General features: G+C 60.6%; 15 protein-coding genes and 1 riboswitch. Of the genes, 13 read left to right on the top strand and 2 right to left on the bottom strand.

What is annotated here, in order from left to right; genetic code table 11:
• Window positions 1–34: 34 nt before the first annotated feature.
• From JN12_RS20985 to JN12_RS06500, 13 genes are all read left to right on the top strand, one after another.
• Window positions 35–169: a hypothetical protein gene (locus tag JN12_RS20985; protein ID WP_281287718.1), complete on the top strand. Its 135-nt coding sequence runs from the start codon at window positions 35–37 to the stop codon at window positions 167–169.
• Between the two features lie 45 nt (window positions 170–214).
• Complete coding sequence (locus JN12_RS20745; RefSeq protein ID WP_246125778.1) at window positions 215–694, top strand: DVU_1557 family redox protein; 480 nt, start codon at window positions 215–217, stop codon at window positions 692–694.
• 47 nt (window positions 695–741) lie between these two features.
• Window positions 742–1,221, top strand: a complete 480-nt coding sequence (locus JN12_RS06550) for a DVU_1555 family C-GCAxxG-C-C protein (protein ID WP_246125777.1) — start codon at window positions 742–744, stop codon at window positions 1,219–1,221.
• Window positions 1,222–1,344: 123 nt separating this feature from the next.
• Window positions 1,345–3,405, top strand: coding sequence for a molybdopterin-containing oxidoreductase family protein (locus tag JN12_RS06545; protein ID WP_246125776.1), 2,061 nt, complete (start codon window positions 1,345–1,347; stop codon window positions 3,403–3,405).
• Window positions 3,406–3,550: 145 nt separating this feature from the next.
• Window positions 3,551–3,668: riboswitch (molybdenum cofactor riboswitch) on the top strand.
• A gap of 93 nt (window positions 3,669–3,761) precedes the next feature.
• The gene (locus tag JN12_RS06540) at window positions 3,762–4,142 is read left to right on the top strand and encodes a molybdenum cofactor biosynthesis protein MoaE (protein ID WP_145019992.1); all 381 of its coding nucleotides are present in this window, start codon (window positions 3,762–3,764) and stop codon (window positions 4,140–4,142) included.
• A gap of 25 nt (window positions 4,143–4,167) precedes the next feature.
• Entirely contained in the window at window positions 4,168–5,025 is an 858-nt protein-coding gene (locus JN12_RS06535; protein WP_145019989.1) for a substrate-binding domain-containing protein, read from the top strand.
• Entirely contained in the window at window positions 5,026–5,724 is a 699-nt protein-coding gene (locus JN12_RS06530) for an ABC transporter permease (protein WP_145019986.1), read from the top strand.
• Window positions 5,721–6,812: an ABC transporter ATP-binding protein gene (locus JN12_RS06525; RefSeq protein WP_145019983.1), complete on the top strand. Its 1,092-nt coding sequence runs from the start codon at window positions 5,721–5,723 to the stop codon at window positions 6,810–6,812. Before JN12_RS06530 ends, JN12_RS06525 begins: the two co-directional genes overlap by 4 nt.
• A gap of 31 nt (window positions 6,813–6,843) precedes the next feature.
• Window positions 6,844–8,058, top strand: coding sequence for a molybdopterin molybdotransferase MoeA (locus JN12_RS06520; protein WP_145019980.1), 1,215 nt, complete (start codon window positions 6,844–6,846; stop codon window positions 8,056–8,058).
• A 347-nt stretch (window positions 8,059–8,405) separates the two neighbouring features.
• Window positions 8,406–8,831: a MarR family winged helix-turn-helix transcriptional regulator gene (locus JN12_RS06515; RefSeq protein WP_145019977.1), complete on the top strand. Its 426-nt coding sequence runs from the start codon at window positions 8,406–8,408 to the stop codon at window positions 8,829–8,831.
• Window positions 8,828–10,087 (top strand): TolC family protein, encoded by a 1,260-nt coding sequence (locus tag JN12_RS06510; protein ID WP_145019974.1) that lies wholly within the window; start codon window positions 8,828–8,830, stop codon window positions 10,085–10,087. Before JN12_RS06515 ends, JN12_RS06510 begins: the two co-directional genes overlap by 4 nt.
• A gap of 36 nt (window positions 10,088–10,123) precedes the next feature.
• Window positions 10,124–11,221: an HlyD family secretion protein gene (locus JN12_RS06505; RefSeq protein ID WP_145019970.1), complete on the top strand. Its 1,098-nt coding sequence runs from the start codon at window positions 10,124–10,126 to the stop codon at window positions 11,219–11,221.
• Complete coding sequence (locus tag JN12_RS06500) at window positions 11,221–12,783, top strand: DHA2 family efflux MFS transporter permease subunit (RefSeq protein ID WP_145019966.1); 1,563 nt, start codon at window positions 11,221–11,223, stop codon at window positions 12,781–12,783. Before JN12_RS06505 ends, JN12_RS06500 begins: the two co-directional genes overlap by 1 nt.
• Window positions 12,784–12,851: 68 nt before the next feature.
• On the opposite strand, the gene JN12_RS06495 is transcribed toward JN12_RS06500, so the two are convergent.
• Both JN12_RS06495 and JN12_RS06490 read right to left on the bottom strand, forming a co-directional pair.
• Window positions 12,852–14,201, bottom strand: a complete 1,350-nt coding sequence (locus JN12_RS06495) for a DEAD/DEAH box helicase (protein ID WP_145019963.1) — start codon at window positions 14,199–14,201, stop codon at window positions 12,852–12,854.
• A 360-nt stretch (window positions 14,202–14,561) separates the two neighbouring features.
• Window positions 14,562–15,197, bottom strand: coding sequence for a TPM domain-containing protein (locus tag JN12_RS06490; protein WP_145019960.1), 636 nt, complete (start codon window positions 15,195–15,197; stop codon window positions 14,562–14,564).
• Between the last annotated feature and the right edge of the window lie 63 nt (window positions 15,198–15,260).

Below are 15,260 nucleotides of genomic sequence, written 5' to 3'. Positions count from 1 at the left end.
AGCCTCCATGTTATTTTAACGGGGAGAACTGTTGATGCTGAGGACAATAGAGAATGCCGCAGGAGAGATCGTTCCCGAAGCCGGGGAGAACCGGTTGCTTTTCAGGGGCAAAGACGGTCACGCGACCATTACCTTCGAGGAGGACTGCCAAGTTTCCAGCTTGAACTAACGCACATAACGTTACCGTTCGTTTTAGGAACTGAAGGTAAATATCATGGACCACGAAAACAGCACCCCTTTGGAGATGGAGCCGGATGTGCGGAACCTGCTGGAGCAGCGGGGGATCAGGGTGGAAGATGTCCGGCGCACGCTCTCCGTTACGGACAAAGAGCATCTGTTTCACACTAACAAGGCTACAGGCCACCGATTGGCCTACGTTATCTCTCCCAAGGTCACCTACTGGGTGGAGTATGCCCTGGAAGAGGGATACTATCGAATATTCAATGCCTATTCCCATCGGATGAAGATCCTTGAGGGATTCAATCTGCCGTCCAAAAAAGAGCCGCAAGAAACAGACTGGTTCTGTGCCAGGTGCCTCGTCCCGCTGGCGCTGGCAACGGTCAAGCTGGCCTACCTGGACGAAACCTTTGCCGTTGATCTTCCTTCTTGTCCTACCTGCCAACGGGTGCTGATCAGCGAGGAAAACGCCGTCGTCAAGATGGCCATGGCAGAGAGAATGCTTGAGGACAAATAGTCCGGGGTGAAGGATGTGGCCCAGCTTGGAACCAGGAGATCGACACTATGAACGACGAAATGATGAACACAATTCAGCTGGATGGCCCGTATCTAGACATCCTGCGTCTCAAGCAGAACGGCTATTGCTGCAGCCAGATCGTGGTCAAGCTCGTGCTGCGCGACCTGGGGCGGGATAATCCGGATCTGGTCAGGTCAATGGCTGCTCTCTGCTTTGGCACAGGCTCTTCAGGTGGTACCTGCGGGGTGCTGAGCGGCGCGGCATGCGCGTTATCGCTCTGCCTGGAGACCTTCCCCGACAGGGATCTCCAGGCCCCTGAGCTTCCCTTGCTGCTCGGCGAGCTGATTGACTGGTTCACGGTCAGGGCTGAGGGAACCTACGGAGGGACTCGGTGTGAACAAATATTGTCTGCCAGCCCCGACAAGCGCGCCTGTGCCGACTTGATGACGGCAACGCTGGAAAAGCTTCAGTCGATGCTGGCAACCATGGGTGGCGCGGAGAATGGATGCATCAACGGCCATCCTTAAACGATAACTGAAACGGATAGTCATCTGCTCGAAGGCCTCAATTGTGGGAGGAACAGCAAAACTGCGGCTGATCGATTGTCGATCATTATCTCGAATCAACACGAGAACCAAACGGAGGGTTAAATGATGTCAGAAAAAGGGAAAAAGACAGTGTATACGGCCTGCTGCCTCTGCTACCAGAGCTGCGGCGTCGAGGTGACGGTGGAAGACGGCAAGGTGACGGCGGTGAAGGGGCAGGAGTCCCACCCGATGAACAAGGGGATACTCTGCGCCAAGGGGCAGGCAATGATCGAGCACCTGTACCATCCCGACCGGCTCAAACACCCGCTCAAGAAGGTGGACGGAAAGTTCCAGCAGATTTCATGGGAGCAGGCTTACTCCGAGATCGCGGCCAAACTTAAAGAGTTGAAGGAGGAGTTCGATCCCTCGGTGCTGGCATTCTTCTGCGGTTCCATCGGCGTTGAAAACCTGGAGATGGGATCGCTCACCCATCGGTTCAAGGCTGCCTTCGGCTCGCCCAATTTCTTCTCGGTGGAGAGCATCTGCTTCCGGATGAGGATTCGCTCGAGGCAGATCACGTTCGGCAAATACCCGGTGGAGGAGATGGACTCCAACCTCTATATCCTCTGGGGGCATAACCCGGCCGCATCGGACATTGCCCTCTCCATCGCCATCCAGGAAAACCTCAAGAAAGGCGCCAAGGTCGTCGTCATCGACCCCAGAAGGATCGCCATTGCGGACCAGGCCGAAATGTACCTGGCGATCAGGCCGGGGACCGACGGCGCCCTGGCCCTGGCGCTCATCAACGTCATCATCAACGAGGACCTGTACGACCACGAGTTCGTGGAGAAATGGACCCACGGCTTCGACAAGCTGGTGCCCCACATCCAGCAGTACACCCCCGAGTGGGCCGAGGCAATCACCGAGGTCAAGGCCGATGACATCCGCAAACTGGCACGGCTCTTCGCGGGGACCAGAGGAGCCAGCATCTGTCACGGCACCTGCACCCAGGACCAGCAGGCCAACGGCAGTCAGACCGACCGCGCCATGGCGATCCTGCAGTCCATCACCGGCAACATCAACGTGCCCGGTGGCTGGGTGATCAGCCCACGGCTGTCACTCTCCGACATCAGCCTGCCGGTCAAGGGCAAGCCGCTGGGGGCCGAAGAGTACCCGCTCTTCTACGAGCTGTGGAGCAGGACGAGCCCCTACGCGGTAATGAACATGGTACCCGAGAGTGTGCCTGACAAGCTCAAGGCCTTCATCGTGGCAGGCGGCAACCCGCTCGTCACCATGCCCGACTCCAACGCCCTGACCGAGGCATTCAAGAAGCTCGACCTGCTGGTGGTCTACGACCTGTTCATGACCGAGACGGCGGAGCACGCCCACTACGTCCTTCCGGCCGCCAATCAGCTCGAATTCTGGGGACTGGGCTACAACTACAACGTCTGCCACTGCCTCCCCTATCTCATGCTGCGTGAGCCGGCGGTGGGCCGCTACCATGAGTGCAAGAGCGTGGTCGAGTTCTACAAGGGGCTTGCCGAGGCGTGCGGTTTCGGTGAGCTGTTCCCCTGGAAGGACGATGAAGAGCTGGTGGCTCACGAGCTGGAACCGTGCAGTCTCTCCTTCGATTATCTGCGGGCGCATCCAGAAGGGGCCTTCTACCAGGAGAAGAGCTACGAACTTACTGAGCGTTCCTTTGCCACGCCGACCCGGAAGATCGAGCTCTACAGCGATGCCTTCGAGCATGTCGGCTTCAGTCCGCTCCCCACTTACCTGGAGCCGGAAAAGAGCCCCCAGGGAACCCGCTGGGAGGAGCTGGGAGGAAAGTATCCCCTGGTCCTGTCCACCGGCACCCGCTATATCCATTATAACGGCTCCCAGATGCATAATATTAAATCAATGAGAATACTGGATCCGCATCCGCGGGCCGAGATGGGTCCGCAAACGGCTGCCAAATATGGCATTGTTCATCATGACGACGTCATTATCGAGACGGATCGCGGCTGGGTGAAGATGAAGGCCGAAGTGAGCGACCGCACCATGGAAGGGGTGGTACTGGTACCCCACGGCTGGCCCAGGGAGGCCAACTGCAATCGCCTCACCGATTGCCAGTGCCGGGAGCCGATCATGGGGTATCCCCAGTGGAAGGGACTGCTCTGCTCCATCAGAAAAGCGGCGTAACATCAAGAAGAATCAGCGGGTCATGCAATGACCTCCGAACCCCCTCCCCCACCCGGGGAGGGGGTTCGGATATTCATCCCCGGCTCAAAGCAACCAACACTCCATAAACCTTCTGGACATCATGCAAGAAATCGGCTAAAAATCCAACACGCGTGCTCTCCGAGTCCTAGCTGCCTACAAGCCTTGTGCTCACGGCAGCGGACCACCGGGTCCTGCTGGAAACGGCAGTGCCTCCCTTTGGAAAGGAGACCTTCATGACTGTTGTGTTTCCACACGTCACAGGGGGCCTTTCCTTACGGGAATGGTCCTTTTTTTACGCACAGTTGCATAACGCCCATTTTTGTGGAGGATTATTCATGGTCAGCATCACCGCCGAGCCGATAAACCCGACAGCACTGTACGAACGGATTGCCAAGGGGAGTTCGGGATCGGTGGTCTTCCACTACGCCGTGGTCAAGGAACAGGCCGACGCCAGCGGCAGGACCAGTTGCATCGACTACCGGGCAACTGACGGGGGCGTACAGGAGATGGAAGGGATCGTCGCTGACCTGAAAGAGCGGTGGCAAGTAGAGGATATCCTGCTGATCCGGCGCACCGGCTGTCTCGCCATCGGCGACATCATCTCCCTGGTGGCGGCCAGTTCCCCCAACAGCGAAGACGCCTTCGAGGCCTGCAAGCAGGGGATCAGCCGGCTGAAGCGGATGGCGACCATCGTCAAAAATGAAATGTATTCCTGAACCACATCAAAATAGGAGGGATTGTATGAACAGAGCAAGAAACATCGTCAGCTTTCTCACCGCCCTTGTCGCACTGGTTTGCGTCACAGTGGCCCAACCGGCGGCCGCGGCCCAGAAGAACCTGATCCTGGCCACCACCACCAGCACCCAGGACTCCGGCCTGCTGGACGTCCTGATCCCGCTATTCGAGAAGGAGAGCGGCTACTTCGTCAAGACCATCGCCGTCGGTTCCGGCCAGGCCATGACCATGGGGAAGAAAGGAGAGGCTGACGTGCTCCTGGTCCACTCCCCGGATGCCGAGAAGAAGTTCATGGCCGAAGCAGCCGGCAGCAGTCGTAGGCTGGTGATGCACAACGATTTCATCATGGTCGGTCCGGCCGCCGACCCCGCCAGGATCAAGGGCACCAAGGCGTCGTCCGAGGTGTTCAAGAAAATATCCCAGGCCGGTGCCCTGTTCCTGTCGCGGGGGGACAACTCCGGCACCCACGCCAAGGAAAAGGGGCTCTGGAAGGCGGCCGGCATCGCGCCGAACGGCCAGAGATGGTACCAACAGACCGGCCTCGGCATGGGCCAGACCCTGAACGTGGCAGCCGAGAAGAAGGGGTATACCCTGACCGACCGGGCAACGTACCTGGCGCTCAGGAAGACCCTTGGCCTTGAGATCCTGGCGGAGGGCGATCCGCAACTCCTGAACATCTACCACGTGATCGAAGTGAATCCCGCCAAGTGGCCCAAGGTGAATACCGCAGGTGCCAAGGCGTTTGCCGATTTCATGGTATCTAAGAAAACACAAGAGGTGATCGCTAAGTTCGGCGTGGACAAGTACGGTTCCCCCCTCTTCTTCCCGGATGCCGGCAAGAAGCCGGAGTCGCTGGGACTCTGAATGGAGCTGATTCTCGACGGTTTTGTGCAGGCATGGCACCTCCTGGTCTCTCTTGACCGGGAGGTGCTCTCCGTTGTGCTCCTTTCCCTTAAGGTCTCGGGACTGGCAACCCTCATCAGCCTGGTGATCGGCACCCTGGGGGGCACGGCTGTCGCACTCACCGATTTTCCGGGCAAACGGCTGGTGGTGAGCGTGGTGAATACCAGCATGGGGCTGCCGCCGGTAGTGGTCGGCCTTTTCGTCACCATCATGCTCTGGCGCAACGGCCCGCTCAGCGAATGGGACATCCTCTACACCCCTACTGCCATGGTCATTGCCCAGACCATCATCGCCACCCCGATCGTCATGGGGATCTCCATTGCCGCCATTCAGAACCTGCCGTCCAACCTCAGGCTGCAGATCCTGGCCCTGGGCGCCTCACGGCTCCAAATGGTCTGGCTGCTGGTCAAAGAGGCACGCCTGCCGCTCCTGGCCGGAATCATGGCCGGCTTCGGCGGGGTGATCTCCGAGGTCGGGGCCTCCATCATGGTCGGCGGCAATATCAAGGGATACACCCGGGTCCTGACCACGGCCACGGTGATGGAAACCAGCCGGGGGAACTTCGACACCGCCATTGCCCTGGGGATCATCCTCCTTGCCCTCTGCTTTGCCGTCAACTACCTGCTGACCGTTGTGCAGCAAAGGGAGCGGCCTCGATGACCGACCGGAAGCCGATACTGGAACTGCGTGACTTCAGGGTCGAGCGTGGCGGTACGGAGGTCCTCCAGGTTTCCTCATTCACCCTGAACGAGAACGAGACCGTAGCCCTGATCGGTCCCAACGGTGCCGGTAAATCCACCTTCCTGCTCAGCCTGGCCTGCCTGCTGAAACAGGCGGCCGGAGAGCTGCTGTTCCGGGGGGAGACGGTCCGGATGGGAGGCGGGGCAACCGACTTCCGTAGGAAACTGGCCATGGTCTTCCAGGACCCGCTGCTCTTCGATGCCACGGTGTTCGACAACGTGGCTGCCGGTCTGAAGATCCGCCGACTTCCCGCCACTGTTATCCGGGAGCGGGTAACCAGCTGCATGGAGCGGTTTCGGATCGTCCACCTTGCCGACCGTTCGGCCCGCAAGCTTTCCGGCGGCGAGGCACAGCGCACCAGTCTGGCCCGAGCCTTTGCCACCCGGCCGGAAGTCATCCTGCTGGACGAACCGTTCGTCGCCCTGGACCCGCCAACCCGCCAGACACTGACCGACGACCTGGAACAGATCCTCCGGGAGTCGGGCACGGCTGCGATCATGACCACCCACGATCAGGTGGAGGCTCTCAGGCTGGCCGACAGGCTGGTGGTGATGCACCAGGGAAGTATCGTCCAGACCGGCACGCCCTCGGAGGTCATGGGCCAACCGGCGAACGAGTTCGTGGCCACCTTTGTGGGGATGGAGAATGTCTTTACCGGCACGGTTGCCGAAGCCGGCAACGGCTTGCTGGCGTTGAAGGTGGCTGACCGGACCATGGAGCTGCCGGGGGATGGCGCACCAGGCGAACGTGTGGTACTCTGCATACACCCGGAACATGTGGTGGTCACGCCGACCAGCCCCGACCGCACCAGCGCCCGCAACGTCTTTCCCGGCAGCGTGACGAAAATCGTCTCGCTGGGGCTGTTCAACAAGGTGTATATGGACTGCGGCTTCACCCTGGTCGCCACGGTGACTAATCAGTCGCTCTCCCAATTGGCCCTCACCCCGGGCTGTCCGGTCTATGCCTCGTTCAAGGCCACGGCCGTCCACCTGTTCCGGAAAGGGTAATACTTACTGACGTAAAGGATACAGAACCAGCATGCCTACCTTTGAAGAAGCACGAAAGATCATTCTCGACAGCATCGCTCCTCTCGGCGTCGAACAGGTGGGGCTTCTTGACGCCGCAGGACGGATCATTGCCGAAGAGATCGTTGCCCCGAGGGACCTGCCGCTGACGGACAACTCGGCCATGGACGGCTATGCCGTCATTACTGCCGATTGCCGGGAAACTGCCCGGTTGCAGGTTACCGGCTTCATCCCGGCCGGCGGGGAGATCGTCTCGGCGGTGGTGCCGGGCACTGCCATCAAGATCATGACCGGAGCCCCGGTCCCACCCGGCTGCGACGCAGTGGTGCCTGTCGAAGAGACCGCGGAGGAGAACGGTGTTGTCACCATCAAGGCACCGGTCGTGCAGAGCCAGCACATCCGCTTCACCGGGGAGGATATCGCGGCAGGGGAAACGGCCATTACGGCCGGCACCCTGCTCCGCCCGCCCGAGATCGGCCTTCTCGCCTCGTTCGGTTATGCCGTGGTCCGGGTGTACCGCCGGGCGCGGGTGGCCATCCTCTCCACCGGCGACGAACTGGTTCATCTGGGCACCCCACCCACCCCCGGCCGGATCGTCAACAGCAACTCCTTCTCCCTGGCTGCCGCCGTGAAGGAGATCGACGCCGAACCGGTACTGCTCGGCATTGCCCGTGACAACCGGGATAGCCTCCAAGCAAAAATGGTCGAAGGGCTCAAGGCGGACGCCCTTATCACCTCGGCCGGCGTCTCGGCCGGTGACCTGGATCTCGTCCGGGACGTGCTGGCCGAACTGGGGATCAGGCAGCTGTTCTGGAGAGTAGATATGAAACCGGGCGGTCCCACGGCCTTCGGCCTCAAGGGAACGACACCGGTCTTTTCCCTGCCCGGCAATCCGGTATCCACCATGATCACCTTCGAGGAGTTTGTCCGGCCGGCGCTCCTGAAAATGATGGGGCACACCAGGGTCGTCAGGCACCGGGTACCGGCAACCCTGCGCGAAGAAGTCCGGAAGAAGGCGGGAAAGGTCAACTTCCTGCGGGTACGGCTCGAACGGATCGATGGCAACCTGGTAGCTACGACATCGGGCGACCAGAACACCGGCATCCTGAAAACCATGATCCAGGCCGACGGCGTCGCCCTGCTCCCCAAGGATCGCACCTCGTTCGCCGCCGGCGAGGAACTGCTGGTCAACGTGATGAGGAATGAACTGGAGATGGATGAGGTGTAATCCCGTAACCGTTTTTTGAAGCACCTGAACTGCAATGGAACGCGGATGGACACGGATTGGAACGGATCAACGCGGAGTTGAAAGATTAATTTCTGTCTCGGTTTATCCGCGTTATTCCGCATTAATCAGCGTTTATCCGCGTTCAATTACCTTTGATTTTTCTGTTTGGTTATAGGTACGACCTCTTTGGCATCCGGCAACTAGGCCATCAAGCGACGACTCGCCACCCCCTTCCCTTGTCCCCCAACGTTTCAATACATCCCTCACCCCCAGTTGCCTCAGCGCCAAACTTCATTGACAGCACACTGACTATCCGTATAATGAGAATCTCACTGCGAGGCGATACCATGATCGAAATCGATAAGAGTGTCGGATTCCTGCTGGCCAAGGCGTATCAACGCGCCTGCGCCATCTTCAAGGAAGAATTCGACCGTTTCAACCTCACCCCTAGGCAGTTCGGGCTCCTCGGCTTTCTCTGGCAGGAAGACGGCCTCTCCCAGGCGGTACTGTCGGCACGGGCGCATATCGACCGGACCACCATGGGTGGGCTGATCGACCGTCTGGCTAAAATGGGGCTGGTGGAACGCCGCCCGCACCCGGAAGACCGGCGGGCCTACCAGATTTTTCTGACGCAGGAAGGGAAACGGTTGCAGGCCGAGCTCTGTCCGTTGTCAGAGCTGGTGCAGGCCCGATTCGTGGCCGGTATCAGCGCCGATGAACTCAGCGCCCTTAAGTGCATCCTGGACAAGCTTCGTCGACCGGAGGAGACATGAAACGCTCCCTATCTGCCGCGCTGACCGGCCTGCTCCTTCTGGCCACCTCCGCCGCTGCCGACCCCATCACCCTGGCCAACTGTCTGAAACAGGCAGCCAGCAGGAACCCGGTACTGGCTGTGGCACGCCATGACGAAAAAATTACCGCCGAGAGCATCACGGTAGCGGGAAGCAGTGCCTATCCTCGTATCGATGTTCAAGGTGGCTATACCGCCCAACTGGATGCCCAGGCGGTAAAAATTGGCCCCTTGACCCAGGAAACCCAGCAGGCTGATTATGGTTTTGCCAATCTCGCCATCTATCAGACCCTGTACGATTTCGGCCGCACCGGCGACCGGCGCCGCCAGGCAAGCCTGCGGCGTGACGCGGTGGCGGCAGGTTATCAGGCACTGGAGCAGGATCTGTTTCTTCAGGTGGTGCGTGCCTACTATGGCATCCTGGAACAGGAAAAACTTCTCCAGACTGCCGACGATGAAATCCGCCAGCGGGAGGATCACCTGCGGGTCGCCCGCATCCTTTTCGAGCAGGGGGTCGTGACCCGCAACGACGTGCTCCAGGCCGAAGTGAAGCTGGCCGCCAGCCGCCAGCAGCGACTGGCGGCTGGTAACGCCCTGGCCAACGGGTGGCTCACCCTCAACTACCTGACCGGTCAGCCAGCCGCATTCCGGGGGGAACTGTCGGCAACTCCTGACGCAACAGTGCCACCGGAGAACACAGCGGACGTCTCCCGCCGGGCAGAGCTTGTGGCCCAGCAGAAACAGATCGCGGCCGGCGAGGCTGCTGTCAGTGATAGCCGCAGCAGCTACTATCCGGAGATTTTCACCCGCCTCTCTCTTGACTACCTGCAAAACGACAAATCCAGGGAACAGGCCATCATGGCGGCAACCATCGGACTCAAGGTGAATCTGTTTGACGGCTACGCCACCACTGCCGGTTACCGCCGGAACGTACTGCAGTTGTCACGGGAAAAAGAGCTCTTGAGAAACCTGGAAGAATCGATACGGCTTGAGCTTGCCACGGCTCGAAACGACAGGGAGGTAGCAGCGGAACGGATCGAGGTCGCCAGGCAGGCCATCATCCAGAGCGAGGAAAACCTCAGGATCAACAAGGACCGCTACCAGGCACAGGTCGGTACCGCCACCGACGTCATCGATGCCCAGACCCTCGCCTCCCAGACCAGGACCGACTTCCACCGGGCCGTATTCGATCACCAGGTTGCAACAGCCAGGGTGCTGCGGGCACTGGGGCAACTGTAGAAACGGCATCCAACTATCCAACGGAGTTCAGCGGCAATGGAAAACGACAACAGCACATACACACCTCCAAACGCCCCGCCGGCCGCCCCCCCAAAGAACGGCGGCCGGAAACGGGCCGGCATCATCCTCCTCATCCTGATCAGCATCTGCGTTATCGGGGGCCTGCGCTGGTGGCTCTGGGGAAAAAGCCATATCCGGACCGACAACGCCTTTGTGGAGACACACATCCATGCCGTGGCCTCCCGGGTGCCGGGCATGATCGCCAGGGTGATGGTACAGGATAACCAGCCGGTTAAAAAAGGGGACCTCCTGGTGGAGATCGACCCGACCGACTACCGGCTGCGCGTGGAAGGCGCCGCCGCTGCTCTCTCCATGGCCGGCAACGAAACGTCCGGTGAATATGCCAAAGTGGAAGCGGCCCGCGCCGACCTCGGTCAAAGCAGGGCACGTCTCGAACAGGCGGAGATGGACCTGAAGCGCGGGAAAGCCCTCTTCGAGCGGGAGGTGATCCCGAAGGAACAGCTGGAACGCCTGACAACGGCGCACGATGTGGCAGCGGCACTGGTGCGGGAAAAAGGGGAACAGGTCAGGAAGGCGCGGGCGGAAATCGGCCTCTCCGGAAGCGGCGGGCGTGATGCGAAGATCGCCCAGCGCCGGGCCCAGCTGTCCGAGGCACGCCTCTCCCTCGACTATACGAAAATCATGGCCCCCACCGACGGCTACGTCACCCGGAAGTCGGCAGAGGTCGGCAACTACATCCAGCCGGGGCAGCCCCTCCTGGCCATCGTTCCGCTAAAGGAGAGCTGGGTGACCGCCAACTACAAGGAAAGCCAGCTGACCCACGTGAGGCCTGGGCAACAGGTGAGCTTTACGGTGGACGCCTACCCCGGCCACACCTTCAAGGGAACCGTGGAGAGCATCATGGCCGGCACCGGCGCCGCCTTCTCCCTGCTGCCGCCGGAGAACGCCACCGGCAACTACGTCAAGGTGGTGCAGCGGGTTCCGGTCAAGATCGCCATCGACAGGAGCAGCGACCCGGGCCAACTGCTGCGTGCCGGCATGAGTGTGGTGCCGACCATCGACACCCGGCGCAGGACCAACGAACTGCTGCAGGACCTGAACCCATTCCGGTAATGTCCGAATCCTCGCAAAAAACGGTCAACAAATGGCTCATCACTATCAGCGTGATGCTGCCGACCATCATGGAGATCATCGACACTTCGGTGGCCAACGTGGCGCTTCCCCACATGCAGGGGAGCCTGAACGCCGGCACCGACGAGGTGGCGTGGGTGCTGACCAGCTACCTGGTGAGCAACGCCGTGGTCCTCCCGATGACCGGCTGGCTGTCGCGGCTCTTTGGCCGCAAACGTTTCCTCATCACCTGCATCATCCTCTTCACCATTGCCTCGTTTCTCTGCGGTGCGGCTCCCAACCTGGAGACCCTGATCCTCTTCCGGATACTTCAGGGGGCTGCCGGAGGGGCGCTCATCCCCATCAGCCAGGCGATCATGATGGAGACATTCCCCCCCCATCAGCGTGGCATGGCCATGGCCATCTTCGGCATCGGCGCCATGTTCGGCCCGATCATCGGTCCGGCCCTGGGTGGCTGGATCACCGACAACATGAACTGGCGCTGGATCTTCTACATCAACCTCCCCATCGGCATCGTTGCAGTAGTCATGGCCGCCTACTTCATCTTTGATCCCCAGTACCTGAAGCGGACCGGAAAGATGAGCATCGACTACGCCGGACTCGGCCTTCTCACCGTCGGGCTCGGGGCGCTCCAGGTGGTGCTGGACAAGGGGCAGCAGGACGACTGGTTCAACTCGTCGTTCATCGTCACCTGCGCTGTTGTTTCCGTCATTTCATTGCTCCTGCTGGTCAGGGTCGAGCTCAGGCACGAGCACCCTATCGTCAACCTCCGCCTCTTCAAGAACCTCTCCTTCTCGGCCGGCAACCTGATCATGTTCGTGGTCGGCTTCTGCCTCTACAGCTCCATCATGCTGATTCCGCTCTTTCTCCAGACCCTGATGGGGTACAGTGCGACCATGGCCGGCATGGTCCTGGCGCCGGGCGGCGTGGCGACCCTCATCACCATGCCGTTCGTGGGCGCGGCGCTGCAACGGTATGACGGTCGCAAGATCGTGGTCATGGGGCTCCTGATCGGCGCTGTCTCCATGTTCATCATGCGCGCATTCACCCTGGAAGCCTCTTACTGGGACTTTGTCTGGCCACGGGTGGTGCTGGGCTTTGGCCTGGCCATGATCTTCGTTCCGCTCACCACAGTCACCCTCGCCGTCATCCCGAGGGAAGAGATGGGGAATGCAACCGGCATATTCAATCTGCTGCGGAACATCGGCGGCAGCGTGGGAATAGCCATTGCCGCAACGATGCTGGCGCGTGACGCCCAGTTCTATCAGACCGGCCTGGTTGCCAATGTGACGCCGTACAGCTTTGCCACCCAGTCAACCCTTAACGCCCTGAAACACGGGGTCATGGCCAGGGGGGTGGACGCCGTCACTGCCGACACCAAATCCCTTGCCCTCCTCTACGGCATGATCCGCCGTCAGGCCGGAATGCTGGCCTACAACCATATCTTCTGGATCGTCGGACTCGCCTTTCTGGTGGTCATACCGTTGATCCTGCTCCTGAAACGTACCGGCGCCGGTGGCGGTCCGGCTGCAGGGGCACACTGACATTCAACGGAAAAAGGGCCTGCAGCAGTTGCAGACCCTTTTTTCTACCTTCACGTTTCAGATAACGACTAGCTGTCCGAGCGCCGGTTCCGGTACTCGACGACTACCGGCTTCTGCTGGCTGCCGGTCCGGCTTCTCTGACCATTCCGGTCATTACTCCACGGCTTGCCACCGCTCTTGGTTGCTCCGCCGGCATTGGCATACCCTTTTCCACCCTTGCCGGACGGCGCACCGCTCCGTCCACGACCGGCACCGTTGCCACGGCCCACGCGGCGGAGCGCAGTCATCGGCTCGTGCCCTTCCAGGGAGTGCTGCGGCAGTTCCTTGCCGATGAACCGCTCAATACGGTCCAGATACGCAAGCTCGGACTGGGAGACAAAGGAGATGGCGGTACCGGTTGCCCCGGCACGGCCGGTGCGACCTATGCGATGGACGTAGTCCTCGGCAAAGCGGGGGAGGTCGAAGTTGATGACATGGCTGATACCGTTCACGTCCAACCCCCGTGCCGCCACGTCGGTAGCCACCAAAAGGCGGACCCTGCCGGCCTTCACATTGGAAATGGTCCGGTTGCGGGCCGCCTGGTTCATGTCGCCATGCAGAGCCGCAGCAGAGTGGCCGTTCCGGCACAGCTCCTGTGCCAGCTCATCGGCGTCCCGCTTGGTGGCGGAAAAGATGATGGCCCGGGACAGGCTCTTATCGTTGATGAGGTGCCTGAGCATCGCCTTCTTGTGATGCAGGTTATCGGCAACATGGAGGCGCTGGTCGATCAACTGGTGGGACGGTGCGCTCGCGGTCAGCTCCACCCGCTGGGGATCACGGAGCATCCGCCTGGCCAGCTTGTCGACGGTATTGTCCATGGTGGCGGTGAACATGAGGGTCTGACGCTTCTCCGGCGCCGAGCCGACGATCCGCTCCACGTCCTCGCTGAACCCCATGTCCAGCATCCGGTCGGCCTCGTCCAGCACCAGCATCTCCAGACGGTCGAATTTGATGCTCCCCCGGTCCAGGTGATCCACCAGCCGGCCCGGCGTGGCAACGATGATATCCACCGGCCCGGACAGGAGCCGGAGCTGATCCCGGTACGGCATGCCGCCGAGGATCGAGCCGCACCGCAGCCGCATGAACCCGCCGTAGTTGCGGGCCGCATCCATGACCTGCTGTGCCAGTTCCCGGGTCGGGGTAAGTACCAGCAGCCGCGGTCCTTTGCCCGGAAGGGTTGACGGGGTCGACAGCCGCTCCAGGGCCGGCAGCACAAAGGCGGCAGTCTTGCCGGTGCCGGTGCCCGCAGTGGCGATCAGGTCGTGGCCGGCGCGGACAAGGGGTATTGCCTGTTCCTGTACCGGGGTGGGGGTGGTGTAGCCGCAGGCGGTTACCGCCTTGAGGATGGAGGGGTTGAGGCCGAGTTCTGCAAAGGTCATACTGTGTCCTTTCCGTGGTGTAGGCAAAAAACAGACGCGCACAGCCACAGGACCAGCAATTGATCCATGAACGGAACGGCTAAAACGCGTACAGGCTGCAACAAAAAAATCTTCGCCAGCCATGCGTTCTGCCATCTTGAGAAAAGTGATGCAGGGGGGCTAAAGCGATGATTACAAAGGAACGACGGACACCGTGCCGCCGTTTGTGTGACAGTCTTTGGGCACTATAGCGATGTGAAGTCGAAAAGGCAAGCTATTTCATTAAATTTTGGAAGAACGGTTGTGATGGATATCAAACGTCCACTGGGCTTTACGCCCACACTCATCGTCCTGACCGACAGAATGTCTTTGTAGCCACCCTTACCGCTCGAACAGCACCTGATCGGTCAGCTCATTGGTGTCGCCGGTCTTGAGGGGGAAATGTTCGGCCAGGATCGTCCCGCAGCGGGTGATGGTCCGGCAGAGTGCGTCGCAGCCCTCACCGGCCCGCATCCCCCGTGACAGTTCGGCGGACAGTTCCTGCCAGGTTTCCGGGGTGATCCGTTCGTTGATCCCCCGGTCACCGAGTATCCAGACGGTCCGCTCCAGGAGGGAGATGAAGATGAGGATGCCGGTGGCGGCCCGGGTCCGGTAGAGTCCCTTTTCGTAAAAAGCCCGCAGAGCCCGTTCCCTGACCGCCTGCCGGATGCGGGAGCGGGCCACGAACGGGAGCCTGAGACGGGGGATGGCACGAAACAGGGCACAGGAGGGGAACGTGAGTGCAACCGTGACCGGCACGTAGAACCAGACCGTGACGTGATGGAGGAGAACACTCAGCAGAAACGCGACAAAGCCGGCCAGGAGTGCCCCGCCGAGGATTGTCCCTTCCCGATAGGGATCGCTGGCAGAAACCACCATTGTGGCAATCTCTCCGGCTGTCGCCGACTCGGCAGCATCCACCGTGCAGCGGATACGTTCCAGCTCGTCCGTGGTGAAGAATTTCTCGGCGTCCACCATACCCCCGAAATCGGCATCCGGTTGAGGAACCGGGTGGTCAGTAACGTCTCAACCACCCGACCG

Origin of the sequence: Geobacter argillaceus (assembly GCF_007830735.1) — a bacterium.
GTDB lineage: Bacteria > Desulfobacterota > Desulfuromonadia > Geobacterales > DSM-12255 > Geomobilibacter > Geomobilibacter argillaceus.
The sequence above is the reverse complement of the archived record's forward strand: the minus strand, read 5'-3'. Positions and strand labels throughout refer to the sequence as shown.